This window comes from Massilia sp. BGA-UO-ETr-WB1, from assembly GCF_059567845.1.
In genome coordinates, this window is sequence record NZ_JCAQOT010000025.1 from 189,301 (window position 1) to 210,291 (window position 20,991).

At 67.1% G+C, this 20,991-nt stretch carries 19 protein-coding genes; 9 read left to right on the forward strand and 10 right to left on the reverse strand.

Annotation, left to right across the window (positions count from 1 at the left end):
* Positions 1–26: 26 nt before the first annotated feature.
* Both AC56DV_RS18990 and AC56DV_RS18995 read left to right on the forward strand, forming a co-directional pair.
* Positions 27–1,094: an ABC transporter ATP-binding protein gene (locus AC56DV_RS18990; protein WP_496316423.1), complete on the forward strand. Its 1,068-nt coding sequence runs from the start codon at positions 27–29 to the stop codon at positions 1,092–1,094.
* A gap of 5 nt (positions 1,095–1,099) precedes the next feature.
* Entirely contained in the window at positions 1,100–2,149 is a 1,050-nt protein-coding gene (locus AC56DV_RS18995) for an AbrB family transcriptional regulator (protein ID WP_496315803.1), read from the forward strand.
* A gap of 58 nt (positions 2,150–2,207) precedes the next feature.
* On the opposite strand, the gene AC56DV_RS19000 is transcribed toward AC56DV_RS18995, so the two are convergent.
* The 4 genes from AC56DV_RS19000 to AC56DV_RS19015 form a co-directional block, all read right to left on the reverse strand.
* Positions 2,208–2,870, reverse strand: a complete 663-nt coding sequence (locus tag AC56DV_RS19000; RefSeq protein ID WP_496315804.1) for a DUF799 domain-containing protein — start codon at positions 2,868–2,870, stop codon at positions 2,208–2,210.
* Entirely contained in the window at positions 2,867–3,238 is a 372-nt protein-coding gene (locus tag AC56DV_RS19005) for a DUF4810 domain-containing protein (protein ID WP_496315805.1), read from the reverse strand. Before AC56DV_RS19005 ends, AC56DV_RS19000 begins: the two co-directional genes overlap by 4 nt.
* A 9-nt stretch (positions 3,239–3,247) precedes the next feature.
* Complete coding sequence (locus tag AC56DV_RS19010; protein ID WP_496315806.1) at positions 3,248–3,925, reverse strand: CsgG/HfaB family protein; 678 nt, start codon at positions 3,923–3,925, stop codon at positions 3,248–3,250.
* A 126-nt stretch (positions 3,926–4,051) separates the two neighbouring features.
* The gene (locus AC56DV_RS19015) at positions 4,052–4,684 is read right to left on the reverse strand and encodes an energy transducer TonB (RefSeq protein WP_496315807.1); all 633 of its coding nucleotides are present in this window, start codon (positions 4,682–4,684) and stop codon (positions 4,052–4,054) included.
* Positions 4,685–4,831: 147 nt separating this feature from the next.
* Between AC56DV_RS19015 and AC56DV_RS19020 the strand changes: the two genes are divergently transcribed.
* The 4 genes from AC56DV_RS19020 (at position 4,832) to AC56DV_RS19035 (ending at position 7,625) form a co-directional block, all read left to right on the forward strand.
* Entirely contained in the window at positions 4,832–5,473 is a 642-nt protein-coding gene (locus tag AC56DV_RS19020) for a response regulator (RefSeq protein WP_496315808.1), read from the forward strand.
* Positions 5,473–6,765, forward strand: a complete 1,293-nt coding sequence (locus AC56DV_RS19025; protein ID WP_496315809.1) for a sensor histidine kinase — start codon at positions 5,473–5,475, stop codon at positions 6,763–6,765. The genes AC56DV_RS19020 and AC56DV_RS19025 overlap by 1 nt, the downstream gene beginning before the upstream one ends.
* A gap of 66 nt (positions 6,766–6,831) precedes the next feature.
* A complete protein-coding gene (locus AC56DV_RS19030) occupies positions 6,832–7,035 on the forward strand; it encodes a hypothetical protein (RefSeq protein WP_496315810.1) in 204 nt (67 codons plus the stop codon).
* Positions 7,032–7,625, forward strand: a complete 594-nt coding sequence (locus tag AC56DV_RS19035) for a PIN domain-containing protein (RefSeq protein ID WP_496315811.1) — start codon at positions 7,032–7,034, stop codon at positions 7,623–7,625. The genes AC56DV_RS19030 and AC56DV_RS19035 overlap by 4 nt, the downstream gene beginning before the upstream one ends.
* Positions 7,626–7,642: 17 nt before the next feature.
* On the opposite strand, the gene AC56DV_RS19040 is transcribed toward AC56DV_RS19035, so the two are convergent.
* From AC56DV_RS19040 to AC56DV_RS19055, 4 genes are read right to left on the reverse strand one after another with little or no spacing between them, the layout of a single operon-like run.
* Positions 7,643–9,103, reverse strand: a complete 1,461-nt coding sequence (locus AC56DV_RS19040) for a DUF3999 family protein (protein WP_496315812.1) — start codon at positions 9,101–9,103, stop codon at positions 7,643–7,645.
* Entirely contained in the window at positions 9,100–12,342 is a 3,243-nt protein-coding gene (locus AC56DV_RS19045) for a DUF2339 domain-containing protein (protein ID WP_496315813.1), read from the reverse strand. The genes AC56DV_RS19040 and AC56DV_RS19045 overlap by 4 nt, the downstream gene beginning before the upstream one ends.
* A gap of 20 nt (positions 12,343–12,362) precedes the next feature.
* Positions 12,363–13,157, reverse strand: coding sequence for a DUF2145 domain-containing protein (locus AC56DV_RS19050; RefSeq protein WP_496315814.1), 795 nt, complete (start codon positions 13,155–13,157; stop codon positions 12,363–12,365).
* 1 nt (position 13,158) lies between these two features.
* A complete protein-coding gene (locus tag AC56DV_RS19055; RefSeq protein WP_496315815.1) occupies positions 13,159–13,593 on the reverse strand; it encodes a hypothetical protein in 435 nt (144 codons plus the stop codon).
* 131 nt (positions 13,594–13,724) lie between these two features.
* On the opposite strand from AC56DV_RS19055, the gene AC56DV_RS19060 reads away from it, so the two are divergent.
* The gene (locus AC56DV_RS19060) at positions 13,725–14,456 is read left to right on the forward strand and encodes a helix-turn-helix domain-containing protein (RefSeq protein ID WP_496315816.1); all 732 of its coding nucleotides are present in this window, start codon (positions 13,725–13,727) and stop codon (positions 14,454–14,456) included.
* A gap of 111 nt (positions 14,457–14,567) precedes the next feature.
* Positions 14,568–16,454, forward strand: coding sequence for an MFS transporter (locus tag AC56DV_RS19065; protein ID WP_496315817.1), 1,887 nt, complete (start codon positions 14,568–14,570; stop codon positions 16,452–16,454).
* A gap of 21 nt (positions 16,455–16,475) precedes the next feature.
* Here the strand turns inward: AC56DV_RS19065 and AC56DV_RS19070 are convergent, their stop codons facing one another.
* Both AC56DV_RS19070 and AC56DV_RS19075 read right to left on the reverse strand, forming a co-directional pair.
* Positions 16,476–17,981: a hybrid sensor histidine kinase/response regulator gene (locus AC56DV_RS19070; RefSeq protein ID WP_496315818.1), complete on the reverse strand. Its 1,506-nt coding sequence runs from the start codon at positions 17,979–17,981 to the stop codon at positions 16,476–16,478.
* A 5-nt stretch (positions 17,982–17,986) separates the two neighbouring features.
* A complete protein-coding gene (locus AC56DV_RS19075) occupies positions 17,987–19,492 on the reverse strand; it encodes an ATPase domain-containing protein (RefSeq protein ID WP_496315819.1) in 1,506 nt (501 codons plus the stop codon).
* A gap of 302 nt (positions 19,493–19,794) precedes the next feature.
* Between AC56DV_RS19075 and AC56DV_RS19080 the strand changes: the two genes are divergently transcribed.
* Positions 19,795–20,979, forward strand: a complete 1,185-nt coding sequence (locus tag AC56DV_RS19080) for an efflux RND transporter periplasmic adaptor subunit (protein ID WP_496315820.1) — start codon at positions 19,795–19,797, stop codon at positions 20,977–20,979.
* Positions 20,980–20,991 lie beyond the last annotated feature (12 nt).

Here is a 20,991-nt window from a genome sequence, read left to right on the forward strand (position 1 = left end):
GAACTATCATGAAACGAGACCTCGCCATGAACGAATTAAGCGTCAACGACCTGCACCTGGAGTACGGCCAGGGCGCCACCGCCAACCCCATCCTCAAGGGCGTGTCGATGCACCTGAAGAAGGGCGAAGTGGTTGCCCTGCTGGGACCGTCGGGCAGCGGCAAAACCACCTTGCTGCGCGCGGTGGCCGGCCTGGAGAGCCCGAAGCTGGGCACCATCCACATCGGCGACCGCAATATGTTCGACGGATCGAGATCGTTCGAAATGCCGGCCGAGCAGCGCAACCTTGGCCTGGTGTTCCAGTCCTACGCGCTGTGGCCGCACAAGACCGTGTTCGACAACGTGGCCTACGGCCTGAAGCTGCGCAAGATGGGCGCCTCCGAGATCAAGGAGCGCGTGATGGAGGTGCTGACGCAGCTCGGCCTGGGCCACCTGGGCGAGCGCTATCCGCACCAGATGTCCGGCGGCCAGCAGCAGCGCGTGGCGATCGCCCGCGCGCTGGTGTACAACCCGCCCGTGATCCTGCTGGACGAACCGCTGTCCAACCTGGACGCCAAGCTGCGCGAGGAGGCGCGCGCCTTCCTGCGCGAGCTGATCGTGCGCCTGGGCCTGTCGGCGCTGATGGTGACGCACGACCAGGCCGAGGCGATGGCGATTTCCGACCGCATCCTGCTGCTCAACAACGGCAAGATCGAGCAGCAGGGCACGCCGCAAAGCATGTATGAAACGCCGGAGACGCTGTTTACGGCCGAGTTCATGGGCAGTAACAACCGCCTGCCGGGCAAGGTGCTGTCGCGCGACGGCGCCAGGGTGACGCTGGAAGTGAACGGCGCCAGGCTGCAAGGCACGGCGCGCGGCGCCGGCATGGCCGAACCGGCCACGCTGATCCGCGTGGAGGAGGTGCGGATCAGTTCGGCGCAAGTGGACAACGCCCTCGAGATCCCGCTGCTGACCTGCATGTACCTGGGCGACCGCTGGGAATGCCTGTTCAAGAGCGCCAGCGGCGACATCAGCCTGCGCGCCTACTCGAAGTACAAACTGGACGCGGGCAGCTACTGGCTGCAGCTGCCGGCCGATAGGCTCTGGGTGTTCTGAGCGGCGTGAAAGCCGCGCGGGCCTTTCTCTCCGCGCTGGCGGCCGGCATGGTTGCCGCGCTGTTGTGCGTGTACCTGAACACGCCGCTGCCGTGGATGATAGGACCGCTGTTCGCCACCGCCGCGCTGCGCCTGTGCGGCCTGGATCTCAGCGTGCCGGTGCGCGTGCGCGAAGCGGGGCAGTGGGCCATCGGCACGGCGCTTGGCCTGTACTTCACGGCGCCGGTGCTGGCCGTGCTGGCGGCGCAGGCGGGCTGGATCGCCGCCGCCGTTGCCTTCGCGCTGGCGCTGGGCTGCTTCTGCGGCTGGCTGCTGCACAAACTCTCCCGCACCGACCGCACCACGGCTTTCTTCGCCATGGCCGTCGGCGGCGCGTCCGAAATGGCGGTGCAGGGCGAACACCACGGCGCCAACGTCGAACGGGTGGCCGCCGCGCACAGCCTGCGCATCATGATGGTGGTCGGCATTATCCCGTTCTCGATCCAGTACTGGGGCCGGCACGGCCTGGGCCTGGGCACCGACTTGTTCGTGCCGGGCGCGCGCAACGTGCAGCCGCTGGGCCTGCTGGCGCTGGTCCTGCTCACCAGCGGCGCCGCGCTGGCGCTGAAGAAAGGCAAGCTGCCCAATGCATGGGTGATAGGCCCGCTGCTGGCGGCCATGCTGCTGACTGCCTTCGGCATCCACCTGAGCCGCCTGCCGGAATGGATGGTGAAGGCGGGCCAGCTGTTCATCGGCATCTCGCTGGGCACGCGCTTCACGCCCGGCTTCCTGCACACCGCGCCGCGCTACCTGGCCAGCGTGGCCGCCTGCAGCGCGCTGGCGCTGGCGCTGGCCGCCGCCTTCGGCCTGCTGCTCGCGCAGCTGGCGGGCCTGAACCCCGGCACCGCCATCCTCGCCACTTCGCCTGGCGGCATCGCCGAAATGTCGTTCACGGCGCAGACCCTGCACCTCGGCGTGCCCATCGTCACCGCCTTCCACGTGTCGCGCATGGTGATCCTGGTGCTGGCGATAGGGCCGCTGTTCCGGCGCATGCGGCGGATTCGGACCGGCGGATAAAAAAAGGCCTGCCGGATCGGCAGGCCTTGCGGCTTCGCGCTTACTGCACGGATTGCGCTTATTGCTTCAGATAGTGTTCCGAACGCGGACCGTACAGGATGCCGTTGGCCTGGCCGGCTGTCAGCAGGCGCGCATTGGCCACGCCCGCCACCGGGTGCGAGGTGTCGCTGACGCTGTTGATGATCTGCTTGACCGCTGCCGCCACCAGCGCGCCCACTAGCCCACCGCCGCCGCTGTTGCCGCCTTCGTTGTTGGAAGCGCTGGCCGCGCCGGTCCACAGCACGTTGCCGGTTTTGACGTCCACCAGCTTGGCGTCGACCGACACCACCACCACGCTGTTGAGCACCGTGTAGGTGGCGCCGTAATTGGAGATGGTGACATACAGCGCGGCATCCGCGCCGAAGATCTCATCCAGCTTCTTGATGTCGACCGCGTGGATATCGGCAGCGTTGGTCAGGCCGTTCTGCTTGAAGGTCTCGCCGACCACGGCTACCGGCAGCACATAGTAGCCGGCTTCCGCCAGCGGATACGTCACTTGCGCGTAGACGCTGTTGGTGGCTTTCACTTCCGGCGAGTTGTTCAGCGGCGGCAGCACCACGATGGAGCGCGGCTTGGCGGCCTTGAACGCGGTGTAGTCATACGGCGCCTTCTGCGTGGCGCAGCCGACGAAGAACACCGCCGGCGCCAGGCAGGCGGCCAGTTTCAGGAATCGGCGCATCATAATTTTTCACCTTTTTTCGTTTTGCCGAGCAGGAAGTCCATATAGGCGGCGGATTCCGGGAACAGCTTTTTCTCCGTTTCGAACTCCGTTATTACCTGCTGCTGCGTGCCGGCCACCGAGTACAGCATGCCCAGGTGCGCGTGGAAGCCCGGCGGCACCATATTGCCCTTGGCGCTGATGAGCTGCAGGTCCTTCTCCATGGCGGCGATCTGCTGCTCCGGGCTTTCGCCTTTCAGGTACTGGTAGACCTGCGGCTGGTAGCCTTCCCACTGGTACAGGGTCTTGGGCGCGGAAGCGCAGCCGGTCAGCATGGCGCTGGCGGCCAGCGCCAGCACGGCGGCGGCGCGCCTGGTCATCGTGTGATTCATGCGCGCTCCTTATTTGCGGACAGTCAGTGCGCCGGCTTCAACGCCGGCCACCAGTTGGTCCACCGCCTGGCGCACGGCCAGATCCAGTACCTTGCCGTTCAGCGTGGCGTCGTAGCTGGCGGTGCCGCCAAAGCCCAGCACTTCGCGGTTGGACAGGCTGTACTCGCCGGCGCCCTGGCTGGAGTACACCACTTCCGAGGTGGCGATATTGACCACGTTGAGGGTGACCTTGGCGTAGGCCACCTGCGTCTTGCCGCGTCCGGCGATGCCGAACAGCTGATGGTCGCCCACTTCCTTGCGGCCGAACTCGGTCACGTCGCCGGTGACGATGAAGTCGGCGCCCTTGATGTTCTGGGTCTGCTGCTTGAAGCCGGCTTCCTGCTTCATTTCGTTCAGGTTGTCGCGGTCCAGCACGTTGAAGCGGTTGGTTTGCTGCATGTGCGAGATCAGGATGGTCTTCGCCTGGCTGCCCAGACGGTCCACGCCGTCGGAGAAAATGCCGCGCATGAAGCTGGAGCGGTTATCGAACTTGCCCACCGCGATAGGGCTGCGCACGCCTGCGTACGGACGCGCGGCACTGGCTACGGTGGGCACGGCCAGCGCCTGGGAACTTTCGGTTGCGCAGCCGGACAGCGCGGACGCGCCCAGCACGGCGGCCAGCAGGACGCCGGATTGGTAGATTTTCATGATGTATCCCGGGAGGAGTGAATAGGTGGGTGGAATTGCGGACAGCGCGGGTGCAATTTCTACCAGGCAATTTTACTTGATTGCATGACCTCACAATCTATCCAATAGTCACTCCCGCCCCGGCACTCACTCGTCCAGATTCCACACATACTGCATGCGCGTCCAGGACTGCTGAGGCACGCCGTCGATGGTGCCGGGCTTGAACCTGCACAGGCCCAGGCCCACTTGCGCGGCGCGGTCCAGGTCGCGGAAGCCGCTGGATTTCTCAATCTTCGAATCGGCGACGCGGCCGTCGGTGCCGATCAGCAGGGCCAGGGTCACGGCGCCGGAATCGCCGTTGCGCAGCGCGTTCTTGGGGTAGTCCGGCTTGGCGCAGTTGGCCGCGTCCACCACGGCGGCCACGTGCACCGGTCCCTTCGCCGGCGCGGGCCGCTCGCCGCCGGTGTCCGCCGCGGCCACCGGGCCGGGCACCGATGGCTGCGCGCGGTCTGTCAGCGGCTTGGTGGTGACATTGGATGGCTGCTGCGGGACATTGTCCGGTACCGGTGGCACATAGATGTCCGGCTGGCGCGGCGCGTCGATCGGAAGGTCGGTGTATTCCACCTTGCGCGGCGGCTCTTTCAGGTCCTGCACCAGGTCCACCGTGGTCTCGGGCAGGCGGAACACGGTGATCTTGGAACTGCTCATGACCAGCACGGCCAGCGCGATATGCAGGGCCGCGACAACGGTGATGCCAGTCAGGTTTTTTTCGTTTTTCATGTGCGCTCCGTATTCGTGTGGAACCTAGAATTGCTAGGTTATGGAAGGATATTATTCCATTAAAAGGAAGTTGGATAGCAATTTCTATGGAAGTGAAAGGTGTGATATGCTTCCTCTCAATGGAAGTAATTTTGCGATGGGATGGAAATGGAGCGGAAAATACGGGTTTTGCTGGCGGATGACCATCCGATCGTGATGACGGGCTTCGCCATGTCGCTGGAAAGCCATGGCATGGAAGTGGTGGGGCAGGCGCGCACGCCGGCCGACGCCATCGCGCAGTTCGCGGCGGTGCAGCCGGACGTGCTGGTGCTCGACATCCGCTTCGGCGAGGAGCTGACCGGGATGGACGTTGCCAAGCAAGTACTGGCGCAGGCCCCGGCCGCGAAGATCGTGTTCCTGAGCCAGTTCGACCAGGACAGCCTGATCAAGGAAACCTACCGCCTCGGCGGGCGCGCCTTCCTGACCAAGGATTGCGACCCGGCCGACCTGGCGGCGGCGGTGCGGCGCGCACACGAGGGCGGGCTGTACTTCCCGCCGCAGATCGCCGAGCGCCTGGCGCAGCTGTCCGTGCAGGGCGAGCAGTCGCCGCAGGCGCAGCTCGACGAGCGCGCGCTGGAGATCTTCACGCTGATGGCCGAGGGCTGGACCAACGCGGAGATCGCCGAGAAGCTGGACGTATCGACCAAGACCATCAGCAATATCAGCCAGGCGGTGAAGGAAAAGCTGGGCGTGCACCGTCCGGCGCTGATCACGCGGCTGGCCGTCAAGCACGGGCTGATTGAACCCTAATGGCGTTCGCGCTTTGGCAAGGCTGGCGCGGCTGGAGCGTGCGCACGCGGCTGCTGTCCATCATCATCGTGCCGGCGGCGTACATGTTCGTCACCTTCGTGGCGTACGCCTGGCAGTCGCGCCTGACCGAGGTGCACGAGGAACTGGCCGAGCGCGGCCCGCTGGTGGCCAAAGTGCTGGCCGACAGCAGCGAATACAGCATCACCGCCGGCAAGCTGGATGAACTCAAGGCCAGCATCAGCCGCATGCTGCAGTCGGACAGCAGCATCCACAAGGTGGAGCTGTTCGACAAGGCGCGCAAGCCCTTGCTGCAATTCGTCAGCCGCAGCGGCGGCCAGCCGGAGCCCGGCTATTACGAGGCGCCCATCCTGCGGCGCCTGATCTGGATGAACATGCAGACCCGCGCGCCCGGCCCGGAAGGCATGACGGTGGAGACAGTGGGGCATGTGCGGGTGACCATGTCTTCCACCGCCATGCTGCGCAAGCAGACCGGCCGCTTCTACTTCGCGCTGCTGGTGGCCAGCCTGGGGCTGCTGGTGTGCGCACTGCTGGCGTGGCAGCTGGCGAAGCAGTTCAACCATTCGCTGAACACCTCCATCCGCGCGCTGCGCGAGGCCGACGCCGAGAAGCGCCGCCTGATACGCAAGGTGAACAGCGCGGTGGAGGAGGAGCGCAAGAGCATCGCGCTGGAAATCCACGACGAGCTGAACGCCACGCTGATCGCGGTGCGGCTGGAGTCGCAGCGCATCGTGGACTTGTCGCGCAAGCTGGAGCAGGGCGCCGAAGCGCAGGAAATCGCCACCCGCGCGCAGGGCGTGATCCAGCTGGCGCTGGGCTTGTACAACAGCGGCCGCGCGCTGGTGCGGCGCTTGCGGCCCGAGGTGCTGGACATGCTGGGCTTGCAGGGCGCGATCGAAGAAATGGTGCGCCACTACGACCGCGCCGGCGCCGGCTGCCGCTTCGAGTTCCATGCCGAGGGCGACTTCTCCAGGCTGGACAGCGCGGTCGCCATCTCCGCCTACCGCACGGTGCAGGAAGCGCTGTCCAACGTGGTCAAGCACGCCGGCGCCACGCGCGTAGTGGTCACACTGCGGCGCGCCGCAGCGCCACAGGACAGCGCGCTGCTGATCGATATCGCCGACAACGGCAAAGGCTATGACCCGGCGCAAGCGTCTGCCGGCATCGGCATCATCGGCATGCGCGAGCGCGCCGACGCCTTCGGCGGCAGCCTCGCCATCGCCACCGGCCACGAAGGCACCACCATCACGATCCGCCTGCCGCTGGCGCGGTGACTTGCATCAAAGCGGCGCGCGGCGCGCCGGCGTATAGTTAAATTTTCGCCGCCGCCGGAGCGCGCCATGGATGCTTCCAAGTTGGATTCGTTGCTGCAAGCCTATTCCGCAGGCGAGCTTGACCAGTTGTCCCTGCAGGAGATCACAGGCCTGTGGTGCGGCGACATTCTCGCGGCGCTGGCCGAGCGCGGCCTGCCATTGCCGCGTGTGGACAGCGTAGCCGATTTTAGCCCGGCACAACGCGCACTGCATGGGGAGATATTCACATGAGAGTCTCGCTGATCGTGACCGACGCCGGGCCGCTCATCACGCTGGCCATTGCGGACGCGTTGGATACTCTGCTGTTGTTGAATGTGCCCGTGATCGTGCCGGATATGGTGGAGTACGAAGTGGTCAGCCATGCGGACAAGCCGGGTGCACGCGAAGTGATGGACTGGCTCGCGCTGCACCGGGATCGCGTTGAGATCGGCGAAACGGAGGTGTTCGACGAGTTTCTGGCTTTGCTTGCACTGCGGCCGGATTTGCGCAGCCGTGGCCGGGGCGAGTTGGCCGCAGGCGAGGTTCTGGCCCGTGAACTGTTGAATCAAGTAGATGCCGCCATCTTGCTCTTTGAAGATTCCGCGCTTCGCAAAACCAATTTCCTTAGGCGCATGCCGGACAATGTGCTGCTGATGAGTACCTCAGCCTACCTGCACGGCCTGCAGCGGCGCGGATTGCTGGCCGATGCCGATGCGGTTCTGCAGCGTGCCGTCACGGTACGCGGCCCGGAAGTTACTCGCGATGACCTGCGCGCCACTTCCGGTGCGGAAGAGGCCAAGCGGCGCTGGTTGTCCAGGTTGGCGCCCGTCAGGGAATCCTGATTCCTCGCGCCAGCTTCCTACTTCGGCTCTTGGCTGTCGTTCATCTGGCGCAGCAGCGTGCGGGCGAAGGAGGCCAGCAGGGCGATGCCGGCCAGCAGCACCGTCCACAGGACGACGGTGCGCTGTGTGGCGCCTGATTCATGCGGCATGGTTGACGGCGGGAGCGCTGCGGAGGGCGAAGCGGCGCCCGGGGAGCTTTGCGCCGTGGGCACGGCGGCTTGCGCATGCGGCAGGGCGCGCAGCTCGTCGGCGCTGAAGCCGGGGGCGAGCTGGGAAGGTTGCAGCGCAGTGCGTTGGGCGCCGTCTCGGCCGAAGGCGAGCTGGTACGGGCCGTTGCCGTTGGCGAGCAGCAGCAGCGTGGACGGCGTCCAGGAAACCCGCAGCGCCGGCCGCGCCGCCGGTGCTTGCCGGCTCTTGGCCACCCAGGTCTCGGTGTGCGTTTCAGCGATGGCGGCGTCGCCCGACTTGCGTTCCACGCCTTCCTGGCTGATGCGGTAGAACGTGGTGCTCAGCAGTGGAACAAAGTACCACTCGGGCTGGCGCCTGCGGTGGCGGGCCGGCGCCGATTCGTAGCGGCCCAAGGTCGCCGGGAAGACGGCGTTCGCGGCCTCGAGCTGCATGCCGAGGCGCTCGGTTGGGATCGCGATGCTGCTGCGGTAGACCAGATCCGTGCTGTTTTTTGCCAGCGTGGGCTGCAGCGTCATCGTCTCCATGGGCGGGCTGGCGTCGGCCGTATTTTCTGTTTCGGCCACGATGCGCGCGAACACCAGCGGCGTGCCGCTGCGCCAGCTGAGGCGCGCGTAGCGGAACTGTGTGGGCTGGAACGCCATGCGGCTGTTCGACAGCGTTTGCGCATCCGCGTTCGAGAGCCAGCTCAGTTCAGCGGCGCAGGCGGGTTCCCAGTGCTGCAGGTCGCTGCTGGTTTCGAGCCAGAGCTGCGCGCTGTAGCTGGCTGTCCCTGGTGGCAATTCGAAGCGTAGCGCGGACACCGGTGGCGCATCGCCGCGCGCGTCCTTTCCTGCGCCGATCTCCAGTATCAGGTGCGACAGGCTTTCCTGTGCGGCGGCGGTTGGCGATGCCGGATTGCTGGCGACCGACAGCAGGCGGCCGCTGGCGTCGGTGCGGATGTCCAGCCGCGAGCCTGCGGCGCCGCTGGCCGTGCTCACGGCGGATTTCAACGGGAAGATGCGCACCGGCAGATCGGTCACGGTGGTGCGCGTTTGCGCCGGGGGCGCCAGCAGCGCGAACGCCACGGCAGCGCCGTTGCGGTCGAACACGCGCAGGTCGTCCAGCGTTGGCGAGCGGGAGCCAAGGTAGACCTGCTGCGGCAGGCGCAGCGCAGCCAGGCCGCTGTCCTTTTGCACGCTGACCGGCATGGTGTGGCTGTAGCCGGCGGCGCTGTCCGCCGGCGCGGCTGCCTGGCAGGCGCCGGCCAGCAACAATGCCGCTGCGGCGGCGCGGCGCAGCAGGGCGCTCATCGCGCCACCTCGGCGCGCGGGGCGGCAGGGGGCAGCGGGGCGACGTAGCCGATGGCCACCATCAGCAAGCCGGCGCCGATGAAGGACACGATGCGCTCGATGCCGCCGGCGTTGGACAGGTCCACCGAGAACAGCTTGAGTACCACCACTGCGAGCAGCGCCGCGCCAACGCCCCACAGCGTGCGCAGGCCGCGCCGCGACGCGGCCTGCATCAGCACCATGGCGCTCACGGTCCACACCAGCGAAAGCAGCGCTTGCACGAACTGCGACGCCATCAGCGCGTGGAACTGGTAGGGCACATCCAGGTAGTTCGATACGGAACGCAGCAGCATCAGGTTGAACCACACGTAGCCCGCGCCTGCTGCGGCCAGTTTGAGCTGCGCGGCGCAGCGGTGCCGGCGAAACGCCTCCGCAGCCAGCAGCAGGGCGAAGCCGGTGCTCAGGTCCAACGGGTTAAGCAGCGGCAGGTAGGGCAGCGGCGCCATGGCGCCGTTGTACAGCAGGTTCCAGCGCGCGGCCAGCAGCAGGGTCCAGACGGCGGCTGCGGGCAGCAGGAAGCGGCGATGCCAGGCGGCCAGCGGCTGCAGCGGCCATGCTTCAGCCGGACAGCGCAGCAGCAAGGCGGTGGCGGCCATCATGCCCCAGGCGGGCAGGTAGCGCGCCCAGCCGCCGCTGGCTTCCCAGCCTTCCAGCAGCATGCCGATTTGCTGTTCGGTGCCGCCCGCCAGCAGCCAGCCGGCGATGGCGTGATTCAGCACGGGCCAGATCATCAGCCACGGCACGGCGATGCGTAGCAGGTGCAGGGCGGTCAGTGCGGCCCGCGGCAGCGGCCACGCCATGCGCGTCCACACCCGCAGCGTGTACTCGGACGCGGCCCAGGCGGTGGCGTAGGCGCACCAGGCCAGCGCGCCGGGCGTGTGGCCGGTGAAGTACATCACCAGCAGCAGGGCGGCGCCGATGCCGGCCTGCGCCAGCCATACCGGCGCCGCCAGCGCGCGCAGGCCGCTCCAGTCCAGCCGGCGCGCCAGATACTGGGCCAGCAAGGCCAGCAGGCTGGCGAGTATGGCGTAGAACGACAGCATGGCCGGCAGATCGAAGGTGCGCGGCATGCTTTGGAAGTTGAGGCGCAGGTAGTATTGGTCCGCCAGGCTGGCGGCCAGCGGCGCCAGCGCCATGCCGAACCAGGCCAGCCCCACGCCGGGCAGCAGCGCGTCGGACGTGAGGGCGAGTGAGGCGCGGTCGTCCTGGTCCGCGCTGCGGCCGGCGTGGCGGTGGAAGGACAGGCTGGACAGGAACAGGCCGGCGCCCAGCATGGCGGCGCTGAGGAAGGGGCCGTCGAGCAGGCCCACCCGGGTGTCCAGCCAGTCCCAGCGCGTGCGGTACAGGAACACGCCGGCGGCCAGGAGCTGCACGGCCACGGTGTATGAGCCGGCTATGCGCCAGCGCATGCGGGCGGCAATCACGCCGAGTAAGGCTGCCACCACCAGCGCGCTGGCGGTGAGCAGGTTGAGCTGCGTGGCGCCGCTGCTGCGGCTGGCCACTTCGTACCAGGTGCCGGCCAGCAGCCAGGCGGCGGCCACCGCCAGCAGCAGCGTGGCGAGCGGGTCGCGCAGGGTGGCGGGGACGGCTTTGTCGGCGCCGCGCAATTGCACTGCGGCGATGAAGGTGCTGGCGGCCAGGACCAGGAAGCCGAGCCAGATGTTGGAACTGACCATGATGCCGGCATCGAGGTCGATGATGTCGCCGAGGAAGCCGATCCAGGCTGCGGCCTGCACCAGCAGGCCGAAGGTCCATGCCAGCTTGCGCTGCTGGCGCAGGCCCACCCACACCACGCCTGCGCCTTCCAGCGCCCAGGCGGTGGCGGTCCAGCGGCCGTCCAGCGCGAAGGGCAGGGCCAGCGTGCCGAACACCACGCCGAGCGCAAGGAAGGATTCGCACAGCAGGCGGCCCGTTGCGCCCATGCGGCGCCACAGCGCCAGGGCCAGGCCGGTGTAGAGCAGGCCCATGGCCAGGGCGGACCAGGCCATGCCGAATTCCATGGGCTGCACCAGGCCATGCTGCAGGCCGATGGCGGCCAGCGGCGTGCCGAACACCAGCGTGCCGTCCACGTAGTGCGCCAGTTTCGGCGCTTGCCGCTGCGCGTAGAACACGGCGATGGCGATGTACATCATCAGGAACAGGCCGAGGAACAGCTGGGCCGACAGGTAGTGCTCCGGCGCGTAGCGCAGCACGCCCCAGGATGTGGCGAGCACGAAGGTGCACGCGAAGCCGAGCACGTTGAGGGCGCGCCAGGATTTCTTGGTTGCGATGTAGAGGATGCCGGCGTTGAGGATGGCGCAGTAGCTGAACAGGGCAATGTGGTTGCCGCTGCCGGTGGAGATCAGCACCGGCGCCGCGAAGCCGCCGATGATGCCGAACACGGCCAGCCAGACGGCGTTTTGCAGCACGGCCAGCATGCAGGCGAAGGCGACGAAGATGGTCAGCAGGGCAAAAGCCGGCGTGGCGGGCAGCAGGTGGTAGATGCGGAAGGCGGCGAAGGTGGTCAGGATCAACACGGCAATCGCCGTGCCTTGCACGGGCAGGCTGACGCCGGGCCGGCTGCCGCGGATGCGCCAGCCCCAGGCCAGCAGGGCCAGGTCGGCCAGCGCCACGGCGCCCAGGCACAGTTCGATGGGAGTGTTGAAATTGGCGGCGGCGTACTTGAGCAGGAAACTCACGCCCATGAACAGGATCAGCAGGCCAAGCTTGGCGACGATGTTGCCGCCCAATAGCCATTCGCGCGCGGCCACCAGCCACGCCGGCGGCGCGCCATGGCTTGGCACGTGGGGCGAGGAGGGTGTGCCAGGGCTGGGGGCGGAAGGCGCGGCAGGGGCAGCCGTGGAGGCCGGAACCGCAGGCGGGGCCGGGAGCGCAGGTGCGGGCGAGGTGGATGCGGCTGGCGCCTCGTCCGGGGCAGCGGCGGCGACCGGCGCGACCGGCGCGGGCGGGGGCGTGGCGGCGGCGGGTGCCGGAGCTGGCGCGGCGGCTTCCCGCGCCTGCGGGCTTGAGGGCTGCGCGCGTTCAGCGGTCAGTTCGCGCACCTGCAGCCGCAATTCGCCCACGAGGTGGCGCAATTGCAGAATTTCCCTGTCGTTGTCGGCCGCCTGCCGGCTGGCGCGGCTGGCGGCTGCGATGCAATAGACCGGCATCCCGATCAAATACAGCGCCACCGCGAAAAGTCCCACGATGATCAGTTCCATGACTGCCTCCGTCGATGTGCTCAACGTATCGTGATCGTACGTGCTTCCTTGTCCTGCGCTTTGATGAAGCGCACGACCGAATCCACTGTCACGGTGTCGATCTGGCCGGCCATGCGGCGCTCGTAGGGGTGGTCGTCGAAGGCCACGTTGGCGCGGAACATGCGCGCGCCCAGGCGCGTCATGGCCGGGATCTCGACGGTGATGGGCCGGAAGCCCGCCTGCTTCAGCCAGGCCTGCGCTTCGGCGCGGGTTTCCACCTGCCCCGGTTCGGCGCTGGCGGCGGCGTAGCTCTCCAGCACCCACTGGTTGGAGTTCTGGTAGCGCGTGGAGTAGGCGTAGGACAGCATGTTGTAGCTGCTCTGGTGCAGCCGGCGCGGCGTGCTGGTGGACAGCACGCGCGCCAGCCGCGCCTGCACGTCCTGGCCCGGTATCACCAGCTGCGCCTCGTACAGGAACATATCGTCGAGGAAGAAATTGCCCAGGCCTTCGTTGAACAGGGCCGAAGTGGCGCTGCCGCAGTCGTTCAGCTCGTGCACCACCAGCCAGCGGCCGCGCTCCTGGTCGCGCCACGCCAGCGCCATGTGCGAGTAGCGCAGCCGGTATTTGCTCAGGTCCTGCCCGGCGCGCGCGATGAAGGCGATCTGCGCGCCGCTGTCGTCCAGCGCGCGGCTGGTGCGCAGCGCCAGGTCCATGCCTTTGACCACCGATTGCAATTCCAGCGGCTTGTCTTCGCAGCTGTTGCCGGCGCGGGCGGCGGGCGCCAGCAGGGCCAGGCCGGCCAGCGCGGCGGCGGCGCAAAAGAGCAGGCGGCGCATATTATTGCCCCACGCGGCTGTGGTGGATCAGCGCCTGCCCCACCTCGTTCGGAATGAAGGCGATGGCCTTGCCCGACATGACCAGCACGTAGCCGGTGGAGATGGCCGTCACCGTTACCGCCTGGCCCACCGCGCGCGACAGGCCCTCGGCCGCCTTGGCGCTCAGCTTGACCGACGCGGTGGCCGCGTCGGACGCGCCTTTCAGCACCACCACGCTGCCATCGGCCGCCGCGTCCACGCTGGCGATGACGACGTAGCCGGACGCGGCCACCGCCGACATCGATCCCAGCACGATAATGCCGGCCGCGCCGGACAGCGCTTCCGAGGCGCGCGACAGTTCGGACGATTCGCCGCCGCCGGCGCCGTTGGCGGCGCGGGCCGAAGTGGTGGCGATGGCGGTGAGGGACAGCAGGGAAATCAGCAGCAGGCGTTTCATGTGAGTCTCCGGTTGGTTGATGGCCTGCATCATGGCCCCGGGTCACGCCGATGGCAATATTTGCGATACTAGTTGTCATAATTTGCGCGAGTGGTATTATTTTTCGATACTTATCGCTAAAAACTACCGCCATGTCCAATTCCAGCCTCATGATCGATGCACTGAAACGGCAATTGAAACTGAAAGCCGTGACGTACGCGGAGCTGGCCAGGCGCATCGGCCTGTCCGAAGCGAGCGTCAAGCGAATGTTTGCGCAGCGCAGCTTCACGCTGGAGCGGCTGGAGCAGATACTGGAGGCGGTCGGCATGGATTTCGCCGAGCTGGTGCAGGCGGCCACCGACGCGCCCCAGTTGATTGCGCAGCTGACCTATGCGCAGGAGCAGGAAATCATCGGCGACATGAAATTGCTGGTGGTGGCGGTGGCGGCGCTGAATCTGATACCGCTGGAGCAGATCGTGGCGGTGTATAAGATCAGCGAGGCGGAAGCGGTGAAGTATTTGCTGCGGCTGGACAAGATCGGTTTCCTGACGCTGTTGCCGAACAACCGCGTCAAGCTGCTGGTGGCGCGCACCTTCAGCTGGATACCGAACGGCCCGATCCAGACCTGGTTCCGGGGCGAAGCCTACGGCGACTTCCTGGACGCGCGCTTCGCCGGCGAGCAGGAAATCATGAAGCTGGTGAGCGTGATGCTGTCGCCGCGCTCCACCAGGGCGCTGCTGGAGCGGCTCAAGCAGGTGGCCGACGAGTTTTCCCGGCAGCACCAGGACGACGCCCGGCTGCCGTACGATCAGCGCCACTCGCTGACCTTCATGCTGGCGGCGCGGCCCTGGATGCCGACGGCATTTAAGGCTTTGATGCGCTAGGCCATTGCGCTAGATCATTCCGGCCTTGCGCGCAGTTGCGGTAAACCGGGTTGTCGGCCCGGGGTTCCTGATGTATTTTGTCAACATTCTACTTTTGCAAAGACCACGACCATGAGCAAGCCCAGCCAGTTCTCCCTGCTGACGCAGCGCCGCTTCGCCCCGTTCTTCTGGGTCCAGTTCCTGGGCGCCTTCAACGACAACCTGTTCAAGACCGCCCTGATGGTGATCCTGGGCTTCGAGGCGGCCAGCTGGACCACCATGTCCGCCTCCACGGTGACCAACCTGATCCCCGGCCTGTTCATCCTGCCCTACGTGGTGTTCTCCGCCACCGCCGGCCAGATCGCCGACAAGTTCGAGAAGGCCGGCCTGTCGCGGCTGGTGAAGTGGCTGGAAGTGGGCATCATGCTGATGGCGGGCGTGGGCTGGATGTCGCACACGCTGTGGCTGCTGATCGCGGCGGTGGTCGGCATGGGCGTGCACTCCACCTTGTTCGGCCCGGTCAAATACGCCTACCTGCCGCAGCAGCTCAAGCCGGAGGAACTGATGGGCGGCAACGGCGTGATCGAGATGGGCACCTTTGTCGGCATCCTGCTGGGCCAGGTGCTGGGCGCGGTGCTGGTGGCCTACGGCAATATCGGCATCGAACTGGTGGCTGGCGCCACCCTGGCGGTGGCGGTGATCGGCCTGCTGGCCAGCTACCGCGTGCCGCTCACGCCGGCCCCGGCGCCTGAGCTGAAAATCAACTGGAACCCGGTCAGCGAAACCATCCGCAACCTGAGCTTCTCGAAGCAGAACCGCACCGTGTTCCTGTCCATGCTGGGCAACTCCTGGTTCTGGTTCTACGGCGCGCTGATCCTGGCGCAGTTCCCGGTGTACGCCAAGGACTACCTGCATGGCGACCACAGCGTGTTCGTGCTGCTGCTGACGGTGTTCTCGCTGGGCGTGGGCACCGGCTCGCTGCTGTGCGAACGCCTGTCCGGGCACAAGGTGGAGATCGGCCTGGTGCCGTTCGGCTCCATCGGCCTGTCGCTGTTCGGCGTGGACCTGTACTTCGCCAGCCTGGGCTACGCCAACACCGGCGCGGTGCAGTGGCTCGGTTTCATGGCGCAGGACAGCGCGCTGCGCATCCTGTTCGACGTGGTGATGATAGGCGTGTTCGGCGGCTTCTTCATCGTGCCGCTGTTCGCGCTGATCCAGGTGCGCTGCGCGCCGGCGCACCTGTCGCGCACCATCGCCGGCATGAACATCCTGAACGCGCTGTTCATGGTGGCCGCCGCCGGCGTCGCCATCGTGCTGCTGGGGCAGGGCTTCAGCATCCCCGAACTGTTCCTGGCCACGGCCGTGCTGAACGCGCTGGTGGCGGTGTACATCTTCTCGCTGGTGCCGGAGTTCCTGATGCGCTTCCTGGCCTGGATGCTGATCCACACGCTGCACCGCGTGAAGACCATCGACGCCGACCGGATTCCGGAAAGCGGCCCGGCGGTGCTGGTGTGCAACCACGTCAGCTATGTCGACGCCATCGTCATCGGCGCGGCCAGTCCGCGCCCGATCCGCTTCGTGATGGACCACCGCATCTTCAAGACCCCGCTGCTGGGCTGGATCTTCCGCACCGCCAAGGCGATCCCGATCGCGCCGGCCAAGGAAGACCCGTGGCTGATGGAAAAAGCCTTCATCGACATCGCGCAGGCGCTGCACGAGGGCGACCTGGTGTGCATCTTCCCGGAAGGGCGGCTCACCACCACGGGCGAGCTGAACGAATTCCGCGGCGGCATCGCCAAGATCATCGAGCGCAGCAAAGTGCCGGTGATCCCGATGGCGCTGCGCGGGCTGTGGGGCCACCTGCTCAGCCGCAGCAACGACAACGTGTTCGAGCGCGCCTTCCGCAAAGGCTGGCGTTCGCGGCTGGCGCTGGCCGTCGGCCAGCCGGTGGCGCCGCTGGACGCCACCCCCGAACTGCTGCGCGCCCAGGTGGCCGAACTGCGCGGCGACTGGAAGTAGTGCGGGACAAATGGGCCGGAGTTAGTGGGGCGGGGCGGCCAGGCGCAGCAGGTCGTCGAAGTCCACCGGCTTGATCAGGTGCTGGTCGAAGCCGGCGTCCAGCGTGCGGCGGCGGGCGTCGCTCTGGCCCCAGCCGGTCAGCGCCACCAGCCGGATCGCCTCGCCGCCGGGCTGCTGGCGGATCAGGCGCGCCGCCTCGTAGCCGTCCATGCCCGGCATGCCCAGGTCCATTATGATCAGGTCCGGCCGCTGCTGGGTGGCGGCGGCCACCGCCGCGTAGCCGTCGTAGGCGGTGCTGACGTCGAAATTCTCCATCTCGAACAGCGCGCCCAGCGAGTCGGCGGCGTCGCGGTTGTCGTCCACCACCAGCACCTTGGTGCGCCGGGCCACGGCCGGTTCGGCCGCATAGGGCTGCGCCTCGGCCGGCGCGGCGGTCGGCTGCCCCGGCAGCGGCAGCTTGATGATGAATTCGCTGCCCTGGCCGGTGCCGGGGCTGTGCGCTTCGATGCTGCCGCCGTGCATGTGCGCGAACTGGCGCGCCAGGCTCAGGCCGATGCCCAGGCCGCTCGACATCTGCCCCGTCACCGTGCGGCTCTGTTCGAACATATTGAAAATCTTGGGGATGGCCTCGGCGTCCAGGCCGATGCCGGTGTCGCGCACGCTCACGCACAGCATGCCGGCCTCGCGCCATGCCCGCAGCGCCACGCGGCCGCCCTGCGGCGTGAACTTGATGGCGTTCGACAGCACGTTGGAATAGATCTGCACCACGCGCGCGTAGTCCGCGTCGAGCACGATGTCCTCGCGCGGCAAGTCCTGCTCCAGGTGGATGCGCTTGGCGGCGGCGGCCTGCTGGCTCAGTTCCAGCACGTGCCGCATCACCATGCCGAACTCGATGGCGCCGTACTGCAGCTCGATCTTGCCGCTGGTGATGCGCGCCACGTCCAGCAAGTCGTCCACCAGCCGTGTCAGGTGCACTACCTGGCGCTCGATCACTTGCTTGATGTGCTCGGCCGGTTCGGAGCCCGGGAACAGGTTGGGCAGCAGCGCGGCCGAAGTGCGGATCGGCGCCAGCGGGTTGCGCAGTTCGTGGCCCAGGCTGGCCAGGAATTCATCCTTGCGGCGCGTCACTTCGCGCATCTGGTACTGCTTGTCGCGCGCGCGCAGCTGGGCGTGCAGCGCGGCGATCAGGGTCACCGTGCGCACCGGGCGCTCCAGCAGCGTCAGGTTGCCCAGGCTGATGACGGCGCGCCGCACCAGCAGCGAGTCGCCGCCGCGGTGGGTGAGCAGCAGGATCGGCAGGTCGGACCAGTTGGGCTGCTGCTCCACATACTCGGCCAGCAGCCGGAAGCCGCTGGCCGACAGCGCCTCTTCCACCGTCAGCACCGCGCCGGCGCCCTGCATCAGTTCCTGCCGCAGTTCGCCCACCGTTTCGCACACGTGGCATTGGATGCGCGCCATGTCCAGCACCTTCTGGCACAAGGCGGCGTTCTGGCCGGCGGGCGCGTAGACGAGGATGCGTTTTTCCATGGCTGTCAGGGCTGGCTGGCGGAGCCGTGCGCCGCGTCGGTGGAGGGGTGCAGATAGGTCGGCACGCCGGTCAGCACGCCGTGAAAGCCGGTCAGCACCGCCCCTACCTGCGGCCCGTCTTTGCCGATGTTGAAGTCGCGCAGCGTGCGTTCGTGCCGGCTGCCGCGCTTCTTGAACACGGAAATGGCTTGCCGCACTTCGCCTTCCGCTTCGAAATAGCGCAGCATGACGACGTTGTCGGCGATGTAGCTGGCGTCCACCGCCGTGGTCATGGCGCCGCCTATCATGCCGGCCTGCACCCCCACCACGATGGTGACCACGCCGCGCTGGCCCAGGTAGGTGAGCAGCTCGTGCAGATAGGTGGACAGGAAGCGCTCGTCCGGCACCGCGTTCAGGTAGCCGTTCAAACTGTCGATGACGATCACCCGCGCGCCGGCGCCGGCCGAGCTGACCACGGCCTGCGTGAACTGGCCCGGGGTCAGCTCGGCCGGGTCCACCTGCTGCACCGTCAGCAGGCCGTCGGCGATGGCCTGCTTCAGTTGCAGGCCCAGGCTTTCGGCGCGGTTCAGCATATTGTTGCGCGACTCTTCGAACAGGAACATGGCGGCGCGCTCGCCGCGCCGGCAGGCGGCCGACACGAACTGGGCCGCCACGGTGGACTTGCCGCTGCCCGGCGGCCCGGCCACCAGGGTGCTCATGCCTTCCTCCAGGCCGCCGCCCAGCAGCTCGTCCAGCGCCTGCAGGCCGCTGGAGAGCTGGCGGCGGGTGCTGGAGACGCGCGAGTCGGCCGCCACCAGGCGCGGGAACACGTGCAGCCCGCCGTGCAGGATGCGGTAGTCGTGCGAACCGCCGCGGAAGGCGATGCCGCGGTATTTCACCACCCGCAGGCGGCGCCGTTCGCTGCCGTAGGACTGGCTGGCCAGCTCCAGCGTGACCACGCCGTGCGCCACGCTGCGCACTTGCAGGTCGGTGCTGAGGGCGGTGCGGTCGTCCAGGAAGATGGTGGTGCAGTTGCGGCTGGCGAGGTACTGCTTGAGCGCGAGCACCTGGCGCCGGTAGCGCAGCGGGCTTTCGGCCAGCAGCTGCAGCTCGGACAGCGAGTCGAGCACGGCGCGGGTGGGCTTGTATTTCTCGATAGCCGCCAGGATGCGCTGGGTGGTGGTGCCCAGCTCGATCTCGGACGGATGGAAGATCGAATACTGCTGGTCCGGGTCGAGCGAGGCCTGGTCGGGAATGATTTCCTCGATGTGGATGCCGTCCAGGGTCCAGCCGTGCGACTGCGCCACCGAACTGAGTTCCACCGTGGTCTCCGCCAGCGTGATGTAAAGCACGGATTCGCCCTGGCGTTTGCCTTCGTTCAGGAATTGCAGCGCCAGCGTGGTCTTGCCGGTACCGGGTTCGCCCTCGACCAGATACAAACGGTCGCGCGTCAGGCCGCCTGCCAGGATATTGTCCAGGCCGGGAACGCCGGAGGAAAGAAAGCGGCTCGAATCGGTATTTTGCTGTTCCATAGTGGTTGTGCGAATGGGGGAGAGGTCCTCAAAATATAGCGCAGCTTAAAAAAAGGCACTGTACGTTAGAGCACATTTGGCAATTAGTTGATTTTGGAAAACTACATATGGTTACAATTGTCCCGGTTGCAGCGTTGCCGTTTTATTACAATGGGCGAGTAAAACCTGGTTTTACTCCCCGCTGCAGTTCCCCTGCTGCAGCATTTCCGACCCGCCGCTGGCGGGTTTTTTTTCTTGACAGACTTAGAATGATCGTTCATTCTATAAAAAGACAAAAATTTGAACATAGTCGAAGGCGAACGATGAAACCTATTTCCCTGCTCCTGATTTCCGCAGCCGCGCTGAGCGCAGGCTGCCAACCCACCACTGCCGGAGCACCTGGCGCCGGGCAACCGGCGCAGGTGGCGGCCGTGGCCGTGCACACGGTGGCCCCGCGCAGCCTGGCCATCACCACCGAACTGCCGGGCCGCACCACCGCCTACCAGGTGGCCGAAGTGCGCCCGCAAGTGGGCGGCCTGATCCAGCAGCGCCTGTTCGCCGAAGGCGCGGACGTGAAAGCCGGCGCGCAGCTGTACCAGATCGACCCGGCCACCTACCAGGCGGCCTACAACTCGGCCAAGGCCGCGCTGGCCAAGGCCAAGGCCAACCTGATGGCCGCCACGCCGAAAGTGGCGCGCTACAAGGACCTGGTGGCGATCGAAGGCGTGAGCCGCCAGGACTATGACGACGCGGTGGCCGCCGCCGAGCAGGCCAAGGCCGACGTGGAAGCGGCTGCGGCGGCGCTGGACACGGCCCGCATCAATCTCGACTACACCAGGGTGGCGGCGCCGATCTCGGGCCGCATCAGCCGCTCCAACGTGACGCCGGGCGCGCTGGTGACCGCCGGCCAGGCCGGCGCCATGACCACCGTGCAGCAGCTGGACCCGATCTACGTGGACGTGACCCAGTCCAGCACCGACATGCTGCGCCTGAAGCGCGAGCTGGAAAACGGCAGCCTGAAGCAAAACGGCGGCCAGGCCAGGGTGACCCTGCTGCTGGCCGACGGCAGCAAGTACGCGCAGGAAGGCAAGCTGCAGTTCGCCGACGCCAGCGTCGATCCCGGCACCGGCAACGTGGTGCTGCGCGCGCTGTTCCCGAACCCGAAGCATGATCTGCTGCCGGGCATGTTCGTGCGCGCCGTGGTCGACAGCGGCGTGGACGAGCAGGCCATCCTGGTGCCGCAGCAAGGCGTGACCCGCAACGCGAAAGGCGAAGCCACCGCCATGATCCTGAACAAGGAGGGCAAGGTGGAGCAGCGCGTGCTGGCCACCGGCAGCACCGTGGGCGACCAGTGGCTGGTGAAGTCCGGCCTGGCGGCGGGCGACCGCGTCATCATCGACGGCTTGCAGAAGGTGCGCCCGGGCGCGCCGGCGCAGGTTGCCGCAGCCCCGGCAGCCCCGGCCACGCCCGGCACGGCAGCCGCCGCCACCAAGCGCGCGGCGCAGTAAGGAAGGTAGACC

What these genes read in the sequence shown, in the direction of transcription:
- AC56DV_RS18990 (WP_496316423.1), top strand. Translation starts at nt 27, where the DNA reads ATGAACGAATTAAGCGTCAACGACCTGCACCTGGAGTACGGCCAGGGC.
- AC56DV_RS19000 (WP_496315804.1), bottom strand. Translation starts at nt 2,870, where the DNA reads ATGATGCGCCGATTCCTGAAACTGGCCGCCTGCCTGGCGCCGGCGGTG.
- AC56DV_RS19005 (WP_496315805.1), bottom strand. Translation starts at nt 3,238, where the DNA reads ATGAATCACACGATGACCAGGCGCGCCGCCGCCGTGCTGGCGCTGGCC.
- AC56DV_RS19010 (WP_496315806.1), bottom strand. Translation starts at nt 3,925, where the DNA reads ATGAAAATCTACCAATCCGGCGTCCTGCTGGCCGCCGTGCTGGGCGCG.
- AC56DV_RS19015 (WP_496315807.1), bottom strand. Translation starts at nt 4,684, where the DNA reads ATGAAAAACGAAAAAAACCTGACTGGCATCACCGTTGTCGCGGCCCTG.
- AC56DV_RS19020 (WP_496315808.1), top strand. Translation starts at nt 4,832, where the DNA reads ATGGAGCGGAAAATACGGGTTTTGCTGGCGGATGACCATCCGATCGTG.
- AC56DV_RS19025 (WP_496315809.1), top strand. Translation starts at nt 5,473, where the DNA reads ATGGCGTTCGCGCTTTGGCAAGGCTGGCGCGGCTGGAGCGTGCGCACG.
- AC56DV_RS19030 (WP_496315810.1), top strand. Translation starts at nt 6,832, where the DNA reads ATGGATGCTTCCAAGTTGGATTCGTTGCTGCAAGCCTATTCCGCAGGC.
- AC56DV_RS19035 (WP_496315811.1), top strand. Translation starts at nt 7,032, where the DNA reads ATGAGAGTCTCGCTGATCGTGACCGACGCCGGGCCGCTCATCACGCTG.
- AC56DV_RS19040 (WP_496315812.1), bottom strand. Translation starts at nt 9,103, where the DNA reads ATGAGCGCCCTGCTGCGCCGCGCCGCCGCAGCGGCATTGTTGCTGGCC.
- AC56DV_RS19045 (WP_496315813.1), bottom strand. Translation starts at nt 12,342, where the DNA reads ATGGAACTGATCATCGTGGGACTTTTCGCGGTGGCGCTGTATTTGATC.
- AC56DV_RS19050 (WP_496315814.1), bottom strand. Translation starts at nt 13,157, where the DNA reads ATGCGCCGCCTGCTCTTTTGCGCCGCCGCCGCGCTGGCCGGCCTGGCC.
- AC56DV_RS19055 (WP_496315815.1), bottom strand. Translation starts at nt 13,593, where the DNA reads ATGAAACGCCTGCTGCTGATTTCCCTGCTGTCCCTCACCGCCATCGCC.
- AC56DV_RS19060 (WP_496315816.1), top strand. Translation starts at nt 13,725, where the DNA reads ATGTCCAATTCCAGCCTCATGATCGATGCACTGAAACGGCAATTGAAA.
- AC56DV_RS19065 (WP_496315817.1), top strand. Translation starts at nt 14,568, where the DNA reads ATGAGCAAGCCCAGCCAGTTCTCCCTGCTGACGCAGCGCCGCTTCGCC.
- AC56DV_RS19070 (WP_496315818.1), bottom strand. Translation starts at nt 17,981, where the DNA reads ATGGAAAAACGCATCCTCGTCTACGCGCCCGCCGGCCAGAACGCCGCC.
- AC56DV_RS19075 (WP_496315819.1), bottom strand. Translation starts at nt 19,492, where the DNA reads ATGGAACAGCAAAATACCGATTCGAGCCGCTTTCTTTCCTCCGGCGTT.
- AC56DV_RS19080 (WP_496315820.1), top strand. Translation starts at nt 19,795, where the DNA reads ATGAAACCTATTTCCCTGCTCCTGATTTCCGCAGCCGCGCTGAGCGCA.